Origin of the sequence: Nocardia sp. CY41, assembly GCF_009829325.1 — a bacterium.
Lineage (GTDB): Bacteria > Actinomycetota > Actinomycetes > Mycobacteriales > Mycobacteriaceae > Nocardia.
Genome location: NZ_VUOS01000010.1, coordinates 181061 through 197129, shown reverse-complemented (window position 1 = coordinate 197129; position 16069 = coordinate 181061). Strand labels below are relative to the sequence as shown.

Below are 16069 nucleotides of genomic sequence, written 5' to 3'. Positions count from 1 at the left end.
CATGCGCCTCGCCCACAGGAGAGTGCCATGTCCACCACCATCGCCCGCCGCGCCGCCGATCACGACGGTCACCGCGTCACGGTGCCGGCCGGGGACGGCATTCCCCTCGCGGTTCGCGTCTTCGGCGCCGATCACGCCGCCACGACCGTGGTCTTCGTCCACGGACACTGCTTGCGCACCGAATCCTGGTTCTACCTGCGCGAGCACCTGCTGCGCCGATGGGGCGAGGACACCAGGATGGTGTTCTACGACCATCGCGGTCACGGCGAGTCCGGTGCGGCGCATCCGTCGACCTACACCATCGAGCAGCTCGGCCACGACCTGGACACCGTGCTGCGGACGGTCGCGCCGACCGGGCCGGTGATCCTGGTCGGCCACTCGATGGGTGCGATGGCGGTGCTCGCCTATGCCCGGCTGTATCCGGAGGCGATCGGCACCCGGATCGCCGGTGTCGGGCTGCTCGCCGCCGCGGCCGCCGGCATCACCGAGGTCGGACTGGCCCGCCTGCTCCACCGACGGACGGTGAACTCGCTGCAAGCCGCCGTCGCCCGGGCACCGCGCGTCATGCAGGCTTCCAGGCATCTGACCCGCCGCTTGTTCGCGCCGGTCCTGCGCGACGCCGAGTGCGGCACCAGGAAGGTGAACCCGCGGGTGGCCGCGCTGGCCACGGCGATGCTCAACGACACGCCGCTGGTGACCATGACCGGCTTTCTGCACTCGCTGATCACTTTCGACGAGACGGCGACTCTGCGCCGCCTCGGCGCCATCCCCGTGCTGGTGCTGGCCGGCTCGGCGGACATCATCTTCCCCTTCGCACACTCCGTAGCCCTGGCTTCCCAGCTGGCCGGCGCCGAATTGGTCCGCCTGGAAGGCGCCGGACACAGTGTGATGCTGGAACGGGCCGAAGAGGTCGCGCTGTCCATCGCCGGACTCACCGAACGCGCCGTCGCCGCGGCGCGCGCCTGCACCGGGTATGCCGCCGCGGGCTGACGACCGCAACCGAGCGGCAATCGTCGGATTTTCCCCTGGTGCGAGCCAGGAGCGGATTCTTTCGGTACTGTGTTGTAGATCACGTTGTGCGGTGGGTCACACAACTCGATACCGCGCGGTCCAAGGCAGAAGGGCAACCGCGCGCCACGGTACCGAGTTCGCATGTCCGCCAGGGAATTCAGGAGGTATCGATGACTCGCAGCGAATTTGCGGAACTACGCTACGCGGTCGGCCAACTCCGGCAATCCATCGGCGTACTGCGTAACCAGTACGGCGACGCCAGCACGGTCCGCAGGCTGGAGAACGATCTCGAGCGGCTCGCCATCGACGCCGACGAACTCGAGCAGTCACCGCCGCCCGCGGTCCAGCGCAGTGCACAGGACGTCATCTACGTGCCGGACAGCAAGTCGGACGAGGCCGCCTGGATGGGCGCGCAGGACGAGGGGCTGGGCTTCCACTCTCGTCCGCGGACGAAGTAGTCCCCGGATGGGCGGTGCGAGCCGCCCATCGCGGTCCGCTCGCGCCCGGACCATGCCGGGGCGACCGGCCCCCTCGGCACGCCGTGATGGCTGCCGAGCGCTCTGACCTCCGGGCCGAGGAGTCCGCGAGCTGCCACCACCGGTACGGCGTCGACGCGAGCCGCGGATAGGCGGCGATGACGGAACTCGACCGAGACACTTCGAGGTCGCGGGACCCTGCGGGTGCGCCAGTCGGCCGTGGCTCTCCGACCGAGGACGCTTGCATGCCGTGGCCGCGAATTCCCACCGCGTCGACGCTTCCACCGCCCTCGAAAGTCATCGTGGATGGCGGATCCGACGCGGTCGAGCGACCGGCCGACGCCGTTTCGATGCCGCGATCACACGTCGGCCACGGGCCACGTCGAAGCGGGGCCCAGTTCCCGGACTCGATCCGCCTACCAGATATCCGGACGGGCCGTTGCCACGGGCTCGTATCGCCCCTGCCGGACAGCGGTGACGACCCCGTCCGAAACTCGTTCGGCGCGAGTCGAGTTCGAAAAGTCCGGTTGGCCCGCTACTCGGCGTAAGCAATCAAGCGGCACTCCGAATGTGGCGCAAATCATACGGTTGACGGCGGGGCGAGTTGGTCGAGACCCCGTTCGATCAATAGCGGACGTGTCGTATGGTGCTCAGCATCACATTCGATTGCGGAGGTAACGATGACCACCCGCACACAAGATCAGCGAGGCATCCACCAGTGAGTGCCGCACCGACCGCCGCCCCGGAAGCGGGCACCGGCGTATTCAGCAGAACAAGGGCCCGAATCTCGGAACGCACATTGCGCACCGACCGATGGTGGATCCCCCCACTCGTCACGGTGCTCGGACTCGCCGCGTTCGTCATCTACGCGACGATCAGATCGTATGTGCGCACGGCGTATTGGGTTCCGGACTACCACTACCTGACCCCGTTCTACTCACCCTGCCTGAGCACCTCCTGCGTGGCGGGTTCGAGTCATTTCGGGACGCCGTTCGGGGAGCTGCCCGCGATCCTGCCACTCGGCTTCGTGGTGCTGCCCTTCCTGCTCGGATTCCGCCTGACCTGCTACTACTACCGCAAGGCCTACTACCGGTCGGTGTGGTTCTCACCGCCCGCCTGCGCGGTGGCCGAGCCGCACGGCAAGTACACCGGCGAGACCAAACTGCCGCTGATCATCCAGAACGCCCACCGCTACTTCTTCTATGTGGCTCTGGTGGTTTCGGTGATCAACACCTATGACGCCATCGTCGCGTTCCACGGCAAATCCGGAGGCTTCGGTTTCGGCCTCGGCAATATCGTGCTGCTGGTCAACGTGATCCTGCTGTGGGCCTACACGCTGTCGTGCCACTCGTGCAGGCATATCGCGGGCGGACGGCTCAAGCACTTCTCCGCGCATCCGGTGCGCTACTGGTTCTGGACGCAGGTCTCCAAGCTGAACACCCGGCACATGGCGCTGGCCTGGACCACTCTCGGCACTCTCGTGCTGACCGACTTCTACGTCATGTTGGTTGCCAGCCAAACGATTTCGGATTTGCGGTTCATCGACTGACCGCCTCATCGAGGAGTTTCTCTGCATGGCAGAAGTGGAACGGCACAAGTACGACGTAGTCGTGATCGGAGCGGGCGGCGCCGGATTGCGGGCGGTCATCGAAGCCAGGGAGCACGGGCTGTCCGTCGCGGTGGTGTGCAAATCGCTGTTCGGCAAGGCCCACACGGTGATGGCCGAGGGCGGCTGCGCGGCGTCGATGGGCAACGCCAACGAGAAGGACAATTGGCAGGTCCATTTCCGGGACACGATGCGCGGCGGCAAGTTCCTCAACAACTGGCGCATGGCCGAACTGCATGCCCAGGAGGCGCCCGATCGGGTGTGGGAACTGGAGACCTACGGGGCACTGTTCGACCGCACCCCGGACGGCCGTATCAGCCAGCGCAACTTCGGCGGCCACACCTACCCGCGGCTCGCCCACGTCGGCGACCGGACCGGCCTCGAGATCATCCGCACCATGCAGCAGAAGATCGTCTCGCTGCAACAGGAGGATTTCGCCGAGACCGGAGACTACGAGAAACGCATCAAGGTGTTCGCCGAGTGCACCATCACCGAATTGCTCAAGGACGGTGACCGCATCTCCGGCGCCTTCGGCTACTGGCGCGAATCCGGACGCTTCATCCTGTTCGAGACCCCCGCGGTGGTGCTGGCCACCGGTGGCATCGGCAAGTCGTACAAGGTGACCTCGAACTCCTGGGAGTACACCGGCGACGGGCACGCGCTGGCGCTGCGCGCGGGCGCGACACTGATCAACATGGAATTCCTGCAGTTCCATCCGACCGGCATGGTCTGGCCGCCCAGCGTGAAGGGCATCCTGGTCACCGAGGGCGTGCGCGGCGACGGCGGGGTGTTGAAGAACACCGAGGGCAAGCGGTTCATGTTCGACTACATTCCGCCGGTCTTCAAGGGTCAGTACGCGGAGACCGAGGAAGAGGCCGACCAATGGCTGCGCGACAACGACTCCGCACGCCGCACGCCGGACCTGCTGCCGCGTGACGAGGTCGCCCGCGCCATCAACGAAGAGGTCAAGGCGGGGCGCGGCACCGAGCACGGGGGCGTCTTCCTCGACATCGCCTCCCGGATGCCCGCCGAAGAGATCGTGCGTCGGCTCCCTTCGATGCACCATCAGTTCAAAGAACTCGCGGACGTGGACATCACCAAGGAGCCGATGGAGGTCGGGCCGACCTGCCATTACGTGATGGGCGGCGTCGAGGTCGATCCGGACACCGGGGCGGCCACGGTGCCCGGGCTGTTCGCCGCGGGCGAGTGCTCCGGCGGCATGCACGGATCGAATCGACTGGGCGGGAACTCGCTGTCCGACCTGCTGGTATTCGGTCGCCGGGCCGGCCTCGGAGCCGCCGCTTACGTGGAACAACTCGGCGAGCGGCCGTCGGTCGCGGACGACGATGTCACGAAGGCCGCGAAGGCCGCGGTAGCGCCGTTCGATCCGCCCGCCGACGGCAAGGGCGAGAACCCCTACACCCTGCACACCGATCTGCAGCAGACGATGAACGACCTGGTCGGCATCATCCGCAAGGAACACGAGGTGCGCGAGGCGATCGACAAGCTCGCCCAGTTGCGCGCCCGGTTCCGGCAGGTGACCGTGGAGGGCCACCGCCAGTTCAATCCCGGCTGGCATCTCGCGCTCGACATGCAGAACATGCTGCTGGTCAGCGAATGCGTGGCGCACGCGGCGCTGTTGCGCACCGAGAGCCGCGGCGGGCACACCCGGGACGACTACCCGTCGATGGATCCGGACTGGCGCAACAAACTGCTGGTCTGCGCAGTCGATCCGGACACGGCCGGCGATCCGATCCCCGGTGTCACCGTGACGCGCAAGGACCAGACACCGATGCGATCGGATCTGCTCGCCCTTTTCGATCTCGGCGAGCTCGAGAAGTACTACACCCCGGATGAACTCGCCGGGCACCCGGCCGCGGCCGGGCATTCGACGGAGCGAGAGGCGTAACGATGGGTTACGACGCCAAATTCCGCGTCTGGCGCGGCGATCTCGACGGCGGAGAACTGCAGGATTTCACCGTGCTGGTGAACGAGGGCGAGGTGGTGCTCGACATCATCCACCGGCTACAGGCCACCCAGGCGCCCGACCTGGCGGTGCGCTGGAACTGCAAGGCGGGCAAATGCGGCTCCTGTTCCGCCGAAGTGAACGGGCGGCCGCGGCTGCTGTGCATGACGCGGATGTCCACCTTCACCGAGGACGAAGTGATCACGGTGACGCCGATGCGCACCTTCCCCGTGATCAAGGATCTCGTGACGGACGTGTCGTTCAATTACGAGAAGGCGCGCGAGATCCCCTCGTTCACGCCGCCCGCCGATCTGAAACCGGGCGAGTACCGGATGAAGCAGGTCGACGTCGAACGTTCGCAGGAATTCCGCAAGTGCATCGAATGCTTCCTGTGTCAGAACACCTGTCACGTGGTGCGTGACCACGAGGAGAACAAAAAAGCGTTCGCGGGGCCGCGCTATTTGATGCGCATCGCGGAATTGGAGATGCATCCGCTGGATGTCGGCGACCGCGCCGACCTCGCCCAGGACGAGCAGGGACTCGGTCTGTGCAATATCACCAAATGCTGCACCGAGGTCTGCCCGGAGCACATCAAGATCACCGACAACGCGTTGATACCGATGAAGGAGCGGGTGGCCGACCGCAAGTACGACCCGCTGGTCTGGCTGGGTAACAAGCTGTTTCGGCGATAGCGCCGGACCACCGGCCGGGGTGATCCCCGGCCGGTCGGCGCACCCTTACAACATGGCCACGACACCGAGGGCCACGATCCACACCAGCAGGCCGACGAGCAACGCCGACAGCAGTGAGTTGGTGAGGACGAAGACTCCGACCGCCGACACCGCGAACAACAGCGCGACGATCAGCCATTCCACCCAATCGTCCGGCCGCAATTTCCGGTACCGGGGATGGGAACTCTTGAGCCCACGGTCCACGCATATGGGCTACCCGCCTGCGGCCTCGGCAAACGTCTTTTCGTTGCCGAATATGTGTCATTCCGTGATTTCCGGAGGCCGTCGTGCCTTATCGTGGCCGGTCGAACTCGCCGTCCTGCACGCCCGCGGTGAAGGCGGCCCACTCCGCGGGCGTGAAGATCAGCACCGGCCCGTCCGGGTCCTTCCCGTTGCGCATTCCCACGTGTCCGTCGGCGAGCAACGCGATCTCGACGCTGTCGTTGCCCGCCCCTTCCCCCGCCCTTCGCCACGTGGCGCCGGTCAGGTCGATGTTCGCGTTGCCTTGAATGCTCACGAATTGGACTCCTTCGCTGTCTGCTGCGGCAGACGTGTACGGACCGAGAACCCAGCGCTGTCGCCGGACGCATTCACGCGCGCCCGATAGTACCGCCGCCGACCGGCGCAGTCGGGCGGAAAACCGGCCGAAATCGGCTTCGTGCCTCGATGATCGAGGCTGACAGTTGTCACGAGTACCGCCGTTCTCAGCGGCGGCGCGGCGCAGGCTCCGCCCACACGCGGATGGCCGCGACAACCACCCGGCCGGAGGGCCGAAATCGGTTTCGCGGCGGCACGATCCAGGATCGGATCGAGCCGACCGCGGCGGTCGGCGACGGCAAAGCGATCGTCGATCCGGTCCGGGAGACCGACACGTTCAGCCGGAACAACTCCGCGAACAAGCGCGTATCGTTCTCCGGCAGGTCCGGCGCGATCAGGAAAGTCCATCGGTTCGACCGCGGGTGCGCCAGGATCGGTCCGAGCCGGACGCTCTTGCTCTGCAGGTGCGCCTTGACCGCCTGCCCCAGACCGCTCGGCATGGTCAACGCCCACACCGACCCGGCTCGCATCACGATGCGGCCCAGTTCGGGTGGATCGACCACGGCGGGCAGATCACATTCGCGCCGGTAGAACTGGCATCTGGACCGCGGTGTATCCCCAAGTGGCCTCTGCTCCACTGAACAACCCCCTGCAGTGCGGTTCGATCGACAATGAGGTGCGCGCCATACCGAAGCGCCTGCTATCCGACCGCAGCGACCTCGCGTACCGATATGAATGCGGCGATGGCCGAGTGTGACGCGCCTACCTATAGTTTTGCTTTGCCCAGGCAGGGAACGATGGATAAAGACTGGCCAAAATTGCGGAAAAGTAGTCGCCTATGGGACTTCTGTTAACTGCTGTGACTCAATGCCAACTGTGGTCGGTGAGAGCGGTGCGCGGACCGAACTTCGGTTTGTGGAAGTGGCCGCTGATTTCCAGCAGGCGGATCGCGCGATAGCGGTGCGGACGCAGCGGTTCCAGATATTCGACCATCGCGTCGTCATCGATCGGACGGCCGAGCAGGGTCCAGCCGACCGTGGCGGCGAGATGATAATCGCCGACCGACAGCGCATCCGCGTCGCCGAAAGCCCGCTGGGCGATTTCCGCGGCTGTCCACACCCCGATACCGGGAACGCTGCACAGCATGCGTGCCGCCTCCGCCGGATCGACCCGCGCGGCGCGCTCCAGCGACTCGGCGATCCGCGCCGCGCGCACGATGGTCTGCGCGCGCTGCGGTCCGACGTTGGCCCGGTGGTAGACCCAGGAGGGAATCCGCCGCCAGGTGTCGGCGTCCGGCGGCAACCGCATTCCGTCCGGTGCCGGGCCCGGCGCCGGTTCACCGAACTGCCGCACGAGTTTCCGCCACGATGCCCGCGCGGACACGGTGTGCACCTTCTGCTCCAGCACGGCCGGTACCAAAGCTTCGAATACCAGACCCGTGCGCAACATGCGCAGGCCCGGAAACCGGCGATGGGCATCGACGAGCTTCGGGTGATCCGGGCGGAACGCCGAGACATCCTCGTCCAGGCAGAGCATGTGGTCGAGACCCGCGAGGAATTCCTCCGCACCCGGCCCCCAAGCGCCGGCGTGCACCGCACACGCGCCGGACTGCGTCAACCGGTAGGTGACCGGCCCGGTCGGCAGGCGGGAGGCGTGCCAATGCGCGCCGTCGGCGGTCACCCGGTGGCACGGATCACCTGTGCCGCGGCCGAGCGGGGCCAGGGTGCACGCCAGATCGATCGGCCGATCCGTCATGAGAGTCCGGCTCGATCCCGGCTCGACCGTCACGCTGCGCACCGGCCTCATTCTGCCCGGTGCGGCGCGCGGCGCCGCATCACCCTCCGCCCGGGCGCGACGGATTATCATCACACCCATAACTCTTCTCATATCGATCACGCATGATTATAGTTTCGCAATCGGTTGTAACGAAACGTGATTCGCGACGATATTGATTTCGTTCGGCAAATAGCTGGCTGTAGCGATGACGGAGGTTCTCTGATGATCACCAATCTGCTCAACTGGTTGCTCAACGCCTGGGGTGGGATTTTCGCGGGCAGCTCGGGCTACCAGATCCCGCCGGGCACCCTGCCGTTCGGCAGCTGAGCGCGCGGCGCACCCCGCTCGGATCGCGGGCGAGGCCCGAAAGGCCTATCCCTCCAAGAGAAACTGTGCGAGGTGCCGCGCCTGTCGCCCGGCCAGGGCAGCGGCCTGGGTGCGACAGGAGAAGCCGTCGGCGAGGAAGATCGCGTCCTCGCCCGCGGCGCGCAGCGCGGGGAGCATGCCCTTCTCGGCCACCGCGACCGAAATGTCGTAGTGGCCTCGCTGCATTCCGAAATTTCCCGCCAGACCGCAGCATCCGGTGATTTCCGTCACCTGCACGCCCATACTGGCTAATAACCGGCGTTCGGCGTCGAAACCGAGGATCGCGTGCTGGTGACAATGCGGCTGGACCACCACCGACTGCCCGGTTCGCCGCGGCGGCCGCCAAGTCGGCTGCTCGGCCAGGAACTCGGCCAAGGTGCGTACCGCCGCGGCGGTGGGCGCGGATCGCGGATCCTCCGGCACCAGTTCGGTCAGGTCCGCGCGCAGGACGGCGGTGCACGACGGCTCCAGTCCGACGATCACGCCGCCCGCGCTCACGTGCTCCTCCAGCGCGGCCAGAGTGGCCCGCAGCCGCGCGCGGGCGCCGTCGAGCTGCCCCGTGCTGATCCAGGTCAATCCGCAGCAGACCCGTCGCTCGGGAACCCGGACGCGGTAGCCCAAGGTGGTCAGCAGCCGAGCCGCCGCCAGTGCGATCTCCGGATCGAACGCGTCGGTGAAGGTATCGATCCACAGCATGACTTCCCCGCGGCCACGGCTGCGCTCCTCGGGCGCATAGGCCGACTCGGCCAGTGCGGCGCCCTCATCCAGATCGCGCCAGATCCGGCGGAAGCCGCGCACGGCCAAGCGCGGCACGTCACGACGCGGGTCGATGCCCGCCGCGCGCAGGCCTACTCGACGAAGCGCGCCACGGCCGGCCAGTGCGTTGACGACCCGCGGCAACCGGCTCGCGGCCGACAGCCAGCGGGGCAGCCGGCCCAGCGAGTAGTGATCGATCGGGCGCAGCCGATGGCGGTAGCGGCGATACAGCGTCTCCGACTTGTAGGTGGCCATGTCCACGCCCGCCGGACAGTCCGACCGGCACGCCCGGCAGGACAGGCACAGGTCCAGCGACTCCGCCACAGCCTCCGACGACCACGGCAGCGCGCCGCGCACCACCTCCTGCAACACCCTCGCCCGCCCGCGCGTGCTGTCCTTCTCGTCCCGGGTGGCCTGGTAGGACGGGCACATGAAGCCGCCGTCGGCGCGGCATTTGCCGACGCCGACGCAACGATGAACCGCGACGGCGACATCGCCGTCGTCTTCCGGCAGCGGGTACCCCAGCGACGGCCGGGCGCCGGTCGACCCGGCCAGCCGCAGGTCGGCGTCGATCGCACGGGGCGCGACGAGCACACCGGGATTCAGGACGTCGCCGGGATCGAACAACGCCTTGTATCCGGCGAAGACGTCGAGCGCCGCGGGGGAGTACATCACCGAGAGCAGCTCCGAGCGGGCCCGGCCGTCGCCGTGCTCACCGGAGAGCGAACCGCCGTACCGCACGACCAACTCCGCCGCGTCGAAGAGGAAAGCGCGGAAACGGCGCGGCGCGTCGGCGATCGGGAGGTCGAGGCGGACGTGGATGCAGCCGTCGCCGATGTGCCCGTACAACAGCCCGTCGACACCGTGGTCGCGGGTGAGTTCGGCGAAATCGCGCAGGTAGGCGCCGAGCCGCGCGGGTGGGACGGCCGCGTCCTCCCACCCCGGCCACGCCGGCCGACCGTCGGGCGTACGACCCGCCAGCCCCGCGCCGTCGGCCCGGATCCGCCAGAGCGCCGCCGCCGTCCCCGGATCGGTGACGATCCGGGTGTCCATCGCGCCCGTGGTCCGGCACAGCCGCTGTGCGACGGCCAGCGCGTCGGCCTGGGTCTCGCCCGCGGTCTCCACGAACAGCCAACCGCCGCCGCGCGGCAGGTCGGGCACCGTGCCCCGATGCGCCCGGACCACGTCGACCAGCCGCGCGTCGATCCCTTCCACCGCGATCGGCGCGCAGGCCAGCACGGCGGAGACGTCGTCGGCCGCCGTGGCCATATCCGGGTAGCCGAGCACAGTGAGCACGGTGGCCCCCGGAAGCGCGACCAGATCGACGGTCGCGTCCAGCAGCAAGCCGCAGGTGCCCTCGCTGCCGACGAACGCCTTCGCCGCCGACGCGCCCCGCTCGGGGAGCAGATGCTCCAAGCCGTATCCGGACGCCTGCCGGTCGAAGCGCCCCAGATCGGTGCGCAGAACCGCGAGATTCGCCCTGCTGAATTCCGCTAGGCCAGGCACCGCCGACAGGTCGGCGGCCAGCGCGCGTTCGGTACCGGTGCCGTCCAGGATGCGCACCGCGCGCACGGTGTCGGAGGTGCGGCCCCACGCGACGGCACGCGGTCCGCAGGCGTTGTTGCCGATCATGCCGCCGAGCGTGCAGCGATTCTGCGTCGAAGGGTCCGGTCCGAAGCGAAGGCCGTGCGGACGCGCCGCCCGCTGCAATTCCGACAGCACCACGCCCGGCTGCACGGTGGCCACACGGGCGGCCGGATCGATCGCGACGATCCGGTTCATATGCCTGCTGAAATCGAGCACCAGTCCGGGGCCGATCGCGTTGCCTGCCACCGACGTTCCCGCGCCGCGCGCGGTCACCGGGAGACCCTCGCCGCGGGCGAATTCCAAGGTGAGGGCGACGTCCTCATCGGTCCTGGGGAAGACGACCGCCGCCGGCAGAACCCGATAGTTCGACGCGTCCGAGGAGTACTCCGCTCGCCGACGGGCGGAGCTGTCGACCTCACCCGCGATCGTGCCGCGCCGTGCCGCCATCCGGTTCTCGGTCACGGTGTTATTTTCCAGTGAGCTGTGTTTGTTTTTCCAGCGCCTATGCGTAAAGCGTCATGCACGCCTTGGTCCGGGCGTTCGGGTTGGGGCCGGTTTCGCTGTGGGAGAAAAGGGTTCCGGGCCGGGATCGACTTGAACTGAACCATTGTTGAGGTCTTAGTGTCGGTGGCCAGGTCTTGGATGGGGTGGGGAGCGAGAGGGAGAGCAACGTGAGCATCGAATCCGTGGCGTGGAGCCAGATGTACCGGCGGGCGAACGCGCCGCAGGAACAGCGGCCGTTCCGCTTCGCCACCGCCGAGCGCATCATCCGGTTCGCGACGCCGCACCGCCGCAGGATCAGCGCGTTCCTGCTGTTCAGCGTCGTGTCCGCCGGGCTCGCCGTGGCGACGCCGGTGCTGGCGGGCCGGGTGGTCGACGACATCGTCGGCGGCGCGGCGCCCCGGGTGGTGGTCGTGCTGGCGCTGGTCATCGGGATGCTCGCGGTGTTCGACGCGGGGCTCGGGCTGGCGATCCGATGGATGTCGGCGCGGATCGGTGAAGGGCTCATCCTCGATCTGCGCACCGCCGTGTTCGACCACGTGCAGAAGATGCCCGTCGCCTTCTTCACCCGGACCAGGACCGGCGCACTGGTCAGCCGCTTGAACAACGACGTCATCGGCGCGCAGCGCGCGTTCAGCGACACCCTGTCCGGCGTGGTGGCCAACCTGGTGACCCTCGCGCTGACACTCGCGGTGATGCTCAGCATCTCGTGGCAGATCACGTTGCTCGCGCTGGTATTGCTGCCGGTGTTCGTGCTTCCGGCGCGCCGGATGGGCAACCGCCTCGCGGACATGCAGCGGGAAGCGGCCCGGCTGAACGCGGCGATGAGCACCCAGATGACCGAGCGGTTCTCCGCGCCGGGCGCGACGCTCGTCAAGCTCTTCGGCCGTCCGGAGCAGGAGTCCGACGAGTTCGCGCTGCGGGCGCGTCGGGTGCGGGACATCGGCGTGCGCACCGCGATGCTGCAGACCGTCTTCGTCACCTCGCTCACGCTGGTGTCCGCGCTGGCGATCGCCCTGGTGTACGGGCTCGGCGGCTGGTATGCGCTGCGCGGGCAGTTGGACGCGGGCGCGGTGGTGTCGCTGTCGCTGCTGTTGACCAGGCTCTACACACCGCTGACCGCGCTGGCCAGCGCCCGGATGGAGATCATGGCCGCGCTGGTGAGTTTCGAGCGCGTCTTCGAAGTGCTGGATCTGAAGCCGCTGATCGAGGACGCGCCGGAGGCGCGGCCGGTTCCGGCGGGCCCGGTCGCGGTGGAGCTGGACGCGGTGAGTTTCGGCTACCCCTCGGCCGACAAGGTGTCGCTGGCCTCGCTGGAGGACGTGGCGAATCTGGACACCCGTGGCGGGGTGGAGGTGCTGCACGACGTGTCGCTGCGCGCCGAGCCCGGGCAGCTGATCGCGCTGGTCGGCTCGTCCGGCGCGGGCAAGTCCACCATCGCGCAGCTGGTCTCGCGGCTCTACGACGTCGACAGCGGCGCGGTGCGGTTGAACGGCGTGGACGTACGCGAGCTGACCACCCGGTCGATCCGCGAATCGGTGGGGCTCGTCACCCAGGACGGGCACCTGTTCCACGACACCATCCGTGCCAATCTGCTGCTCGCAAGGCCGGAGGCCGACGAGGACGAACTCTGGGACGCGCTGGAGCGCGCCCGGCTGCGCGAGCTGGTCGCGTCGTTGCCGGACGGACTGGAGACCGTGGTCGGCGAGCGCGGCTACCGGCTCTCCGGCGGTGAGCGACAGCGCCTGACCATCGCGCGTCTGCTGCTCAAGCAGCCGCGCGTGGTGATCCTGGACGAGGCGACCGCGTCGCTGGACTCGACCTCCGAAGCCGCGGTGCAGGAAGCACTGTCCGAGGCGCTGGAGGGCCGGACCGCGCTGGTGATCGCACACCGGTTGTCCACGATTCGCGCCGCCGACCAGATCCTGGTGCTGGAGGAGGGCCGGATCGTGGAGCGCGGCACGCACGCCCAGCTGCTGAACGCCGACGGCCGCTACGCGGAGCTCTACCGCACCCAGTTCGCCGAAGAACCGGTCACGGCCGCGGCTTGATCGGTCGTCCGGCTAACTCGCCGTCTGGTCCGCGGTACAGGTGGTGTCCGTGTCCGGCAGGGTTCCCGCGCCGAAGTAGGCATTGATCGCGTTGTTCACGCAACTGCTCAGCTCGGGCCGGAATGTCATGTGGATACGGACGCCTTCCAAGGTGACCATCCGCGACGCCGACAGGTACTCGTGCAGCCGGACGGCGTGGGTGTAGGGAGTGCGTGGATCGCCCGACGCCTGCACGATGAGCACGGGCACCGCGTTCCGCACCACCGTCGGCGGTTCGACCGGACGAGGCCAGAAGGCACAGGGCTGGATATTGCCCGCCAGTGCGCCGAACACCGGTTGCGTGGGCCGGCTCTCCTCGATGTTGCGCCAGTACCAGGTGGGATCGATGGGCGCAGCGACATCACCGCAAGCGATCTGCGCCAAAACGGAATTCTCGTTGTCGCGCAGCGCCGCCACGATGGCGCGCAGTCGCGGCGTACGTGAGGTCGTGGGCGGACCGCCCGCGTCGTCGGCGAGCTCGCGCACCGTCGCGGCCAGCGGTTCGTTCAGCCGGAAGTTCCACAACATGGCATGCAGGATGAACGGCAGCCAGTGGTCGTCGATCGCGAAACCATCGATGACGATCGGCTTGCGGTTGACGACGCGGACCAGCTCCTCGACCTTCGCTCGCACCTGCTGCGGCGTCGCTCCGAGCCGGAATTCGTCGTCCCGGGCGGCGGCCCACACCGCCCAATCGTCCAAGGCGATCTCGTCGGCGGGTCCCCAATCCTGGACCAAGCCGGTCCAGTAGCGGTCCGGGTCGATCGCGCTGTCGAGCACGACTCGATCACTGCGCTCCGGGAACATCTGCGTGAACACCGCCCCGAGGTACGTGCCGTAGGACAGGCCGTAGAAATTGATCTTCTGCTCGCCCAAGGCGGCTCGGACGATGTCCATGTCCCGCGCGGTGTTGCGGGTGGTGAACTGCCGCACCAGCTCCGGATCGCGAACGACGCAGGTGGCGGCCATGCCCGCGGACTGGACGGTGTCGTGTACGAACCCCAGCGGATCCAGGCCCGCCGACCGGATCATCTCGCCGACCGGCCACCCACAACGTGGGCTGCTGCTGGATTCGCCGACACCGCGCGGGTCCATGCCGATCAGGTCGTAACTCGCCAGCACGTCCGGCGACAGCACGTCACCGAGCAGATCCACGCTGTCCAGGCCCGGGCCGCCGGGACCGCCCGGGTTCGACAGCAGGACGCCCCGCCGCCGCGCCGGATCGGTCGCCTTCACCCGGGATATCGCCACGGTGATCGTGCGATCGCCGGGCCGTCCGTAGTCGAGCGGCGCCAGGACGTTCGCGCACTCGCCACCGGCCTTGTCCAGATTCTCGACGCCGCACGGCTTCCACTCGAGCGTCTGGTGATAGAACCGGTCCAAACCGTTGGGCTGCGTGTCGGCCGCTGGATCGGCCCGGCTGTATGTGGGCGCGGCGAGCAGTGCGGACGCCGCCACTATCGACATCGAACGCCAGAACAGATTCGCGGACAACGAAGTTCGCCTCTCGGCCGGAGCGAGCACGGGGATGGATGCGGAAGAACCGTATCGGATCAGGGCTCTCGGCGGCGGCAGCGTGTTCCCCCGCGCGGCGTGATCCGGCCGGGGTCGTCCTAGCCGACGAAGCCCGGCTCGAACGAGTCGAGCCGGGCTTCGTTGATCGGCTGCACTCAGAATTCGCCCATGACGCCGATCACGGTGCGGCCCCGGTGGCTGCCGTTGCGGATGGCGCGCAACACCCGCTCCACATCGGTGATCGGAGCGTAGTTCTCCAGAGTCGAAAGATGCGGTGGTCGTAGCTCTTTGCCGAGCTGGGACCACACTTCACGGCGGCGCTCGATCGGGAGGTTGACCGAATCGATGCCCTCCAGCGCCACACCGCGCAGGATGAACGGCATCACCGTGGTGGGCAGTTCGGACCCGCCGGTGAGCCCGCTCGCCGCGACCACGCCGCCGTAGCCGATGGCGCTCAGTATGTAGGCGAGCGAGGCGCCGCCGACGCTGTCCACGGCCGCTGCCCACCTGGCCTTGGTCAACGGCCGCGGCTTGGCATCCGGCTCCGGCAATCGGCCGATCACCTCGTTGGCGCCGATCTCGCTGAGCAGATCGTCCGCGTCGGTCTTGCCGGTGGACGCGATGACTTCGAAACCGAGCCCGGAGAGGATGTCGATGCTCACGCTGCCGACCCCACCGGTCGCGCCGGTGACCAGCACCGGGCCCGCGTCCGGGGTGAGGCCGCGATCGAGCAGCGCCTGCACGCTCAGCGCCGCGGTGAAGCCCGCGGTGCCGAGCGCGGCCGCATCGCGAAGGCTCAGGTCCTCCAGCTTGACCACCCATTCGGCGGGCACCCTCGCGTATTCGGCGAAGCCGCCGTTGTGCGAGACGCCGATGTCGTATCCGTGCGCGATCACCGGATCGCCGGGGGCGAAATCGTCGTCGGCGGACTCGACCACCTCGCCCACCAGATCGATGCCGGGCACGATCGGGTAGTTGCGCACCACCCCGCCGCCCTTGGTGATCGCCAAACCGTCCTTGTAGTTCGCGCTCGAGTAGTGCACTTTGATCGTCACGTCGCCCGGCCCGAGGAAATCCTCGCCGACCTGCTGCCGGGTCAGGACGATCCCGCTATCCGATTCGTGTGCCACCATCGCCCAGAACTCCATGCG

General features: G+C 68.0%; 13 protein-coding genes. 6 read left to right on the top strand and 7 right to left on the bottom strand.

Translation table 11 applies throughout. The features are described from left to right. Nucleotides 1-27 precede the first annotated feature (27 nt). The 5 genes from GVY64_RS13270 (at nucleotide 28) to GVY64_RS13250 (ending at nucleotide 5751) form a co-directional block, all read left to right on the top strand. Nucleotides 28-990 (top strand): alpha/beta fold hydrolase, encoded by a 963-nt coding sequence (locus GVY64_RS13270; protein WP_159841078.1) that lies wholly within the window; start codon nucleotides 28-30, stop codon nucleotides 988-990. Nucleotides 991-1181: 191 nt separating this feature from the next. Next, nucleotides 1182-1469, top strand: coding sequence for a hypothetical protein (locus GVY64_RS13265; RefSeq protein WP_159841076.1), 288 nt, complete (start codon nucleotides 1182-1184; stop codon nucleotides 1467-1469). A 736-nt stretch (nucleotides 1470-2205) separates the two neighbouring features. Then, nucleotides 2206-3036: a hypothetical protein gene (locus GVY64_RS13260; RefSeq protein WP_159841074.1), complete on the top strand. Its 831-nt coding sequence runs from the start codon at nucleotides 2206-2208 to the stop codon at nucleotides 3034-3036. Between the two features lie 25 nt (nucleotides 3037-3061). Beyond that, complete coding sequence (locus GVY64_RS13255) at nucleotides 3062-5002, top strand: fumarate reductase/succinate dehydrogenase flavoprotein subunit (RefSeq protein ID WP_159841072.1); 1941 nt, start codon at nucleotides 3062-3064, stop codon at nucleotides 5000-5002. A 2-nt stretch (nucleotides 5003-5004) separates the two neighbouring features. Continuing rightward, complete coding sequence (locus GVY64_RS13250) at nucleotides 5005-5751, top strand: succinate dehydrogenase/fumarate reductase iron-sulfur subunit (RefSeq protein ID WP_159841070.1); 747 nt, start codon at nucleotides 5005-5007, stop codon at nucleotides 5749-5751. 45 nt (nucleotides 5752-5796) lie between these two features. Here the strand turns inward: GVY64_RS13250 and GVY64_RS13245 are convergent, their stop codons facing one another. The 5 genes from GVY64_RS13245 to GVY64_RS13225 form a co-directional block, all read right to left on the bottom strand. Next, nucleotides 5797-5994, bottom strand: a complete 198-nt coding sequence (locus GVY64_RS13245) for a hypothetical protein (protein WP_159841068.1) — start codon at nucleotides 5992-5994, stop codon at nucleotides 5797-5799. A gap of 88 nt (nucleotides 5995-6082) precedes the next feature. Beyond that, a complete protein-coding gene (locus GVY64_RS13240; RefSeq protein WP_159841066.1) occupies nucleotides 6083-6307 on the bottom strand; it encodes a DUF397 domain-containing protein in 225 nt (74 codons plus the stop codon). A gap of 187 nt (nucleotides 6308-6494) precedes the next feature. Beyond that, complete coding sequence (locus GVY64_RS13235; protein WP_236566797.1) at nucleotides 6495-6890, bottom strand: DNA-directed RNA polymerase subunit beta; 396 nt, start codon at nucleotides 6888-6890, stop codon at nucleotides 6495-6497. 301 nt (nucleotides 6891-7191) lie between these two features. After that, nucleotides 7192-8133: a DNA-3-methyladenine glycosylase family protein gene (locus tag GVY64_RS13230; RefSeq protein WP_159841184.1), complete on the bottom strand. Its 942-nt coding sequence runs from the start codon at nucleotides 8131-8133 to the stop codon at nucleotides 7192-7194. A gap of 342 nt (nucleotides 8134-8475) precedes the next feature. Continuing rightward, the gene (locus GVY64_RS13225; RefSeq protein ID WP_159841182.1) at nucleotides 8476-11259 is read right to left on the bottom strand and encodes an FAD-binding and (Fe-S)-binding domain-containing protein; all 2784 of its coding nucleotides are present in this window, start codon (nucleotides 11257-11259) and stop codon (nucleotides 8476-8478) included. Between the two features lie 224 nt (nucleotides 11260-11483). On the opposite strand from GVY64_RS13225, the gene GVY64_RS13220 reads away from it, so the two are divergent. After that, nucleotides 11484-13364: an ABC transporter ATP-binding protein gene (locus tag GVY64_RS13220; protein WP_159841062.1), complete on the top strand. Its 1881-nt coding sequence runs from the start codon at nucleotides 11484-11486 to the stop codon at nucleotides 13362-13364. 12 nt (nucleotides 13365-13376) lie between these two features. Here GVY64_RS13220 and GVY64_RS13215 read toward each other — a convergent pair whose 3' ends face one another. Continuing rightward, complete coding sequence (locus tag GVY64_RS13215) at nucleotides 13377-14897, bottom strand: alpha/beta hydrolase (protein ID WP_159841060.1); 1521 nt, start codon at nucleotides 14895-14897, stop codon at nucleotides 13377-13379. A 176-nt stretch (nucleotides 14898-15073) separates the two neighbouring features. Further along, nucleotides 15074-16066: an oxidoreductase gene (locus GVY64_RS13210; RefSeq protein WP_159841058.1), complete on the bottom strand. Its 993-nt coding sequence runs from the start codon at nucleotides 16064-16066 to the stop codon at nucleotides 15074-15076. Between the last annotated feature and the right edge of the window lie 3 nt (nucleotides 16067-16069).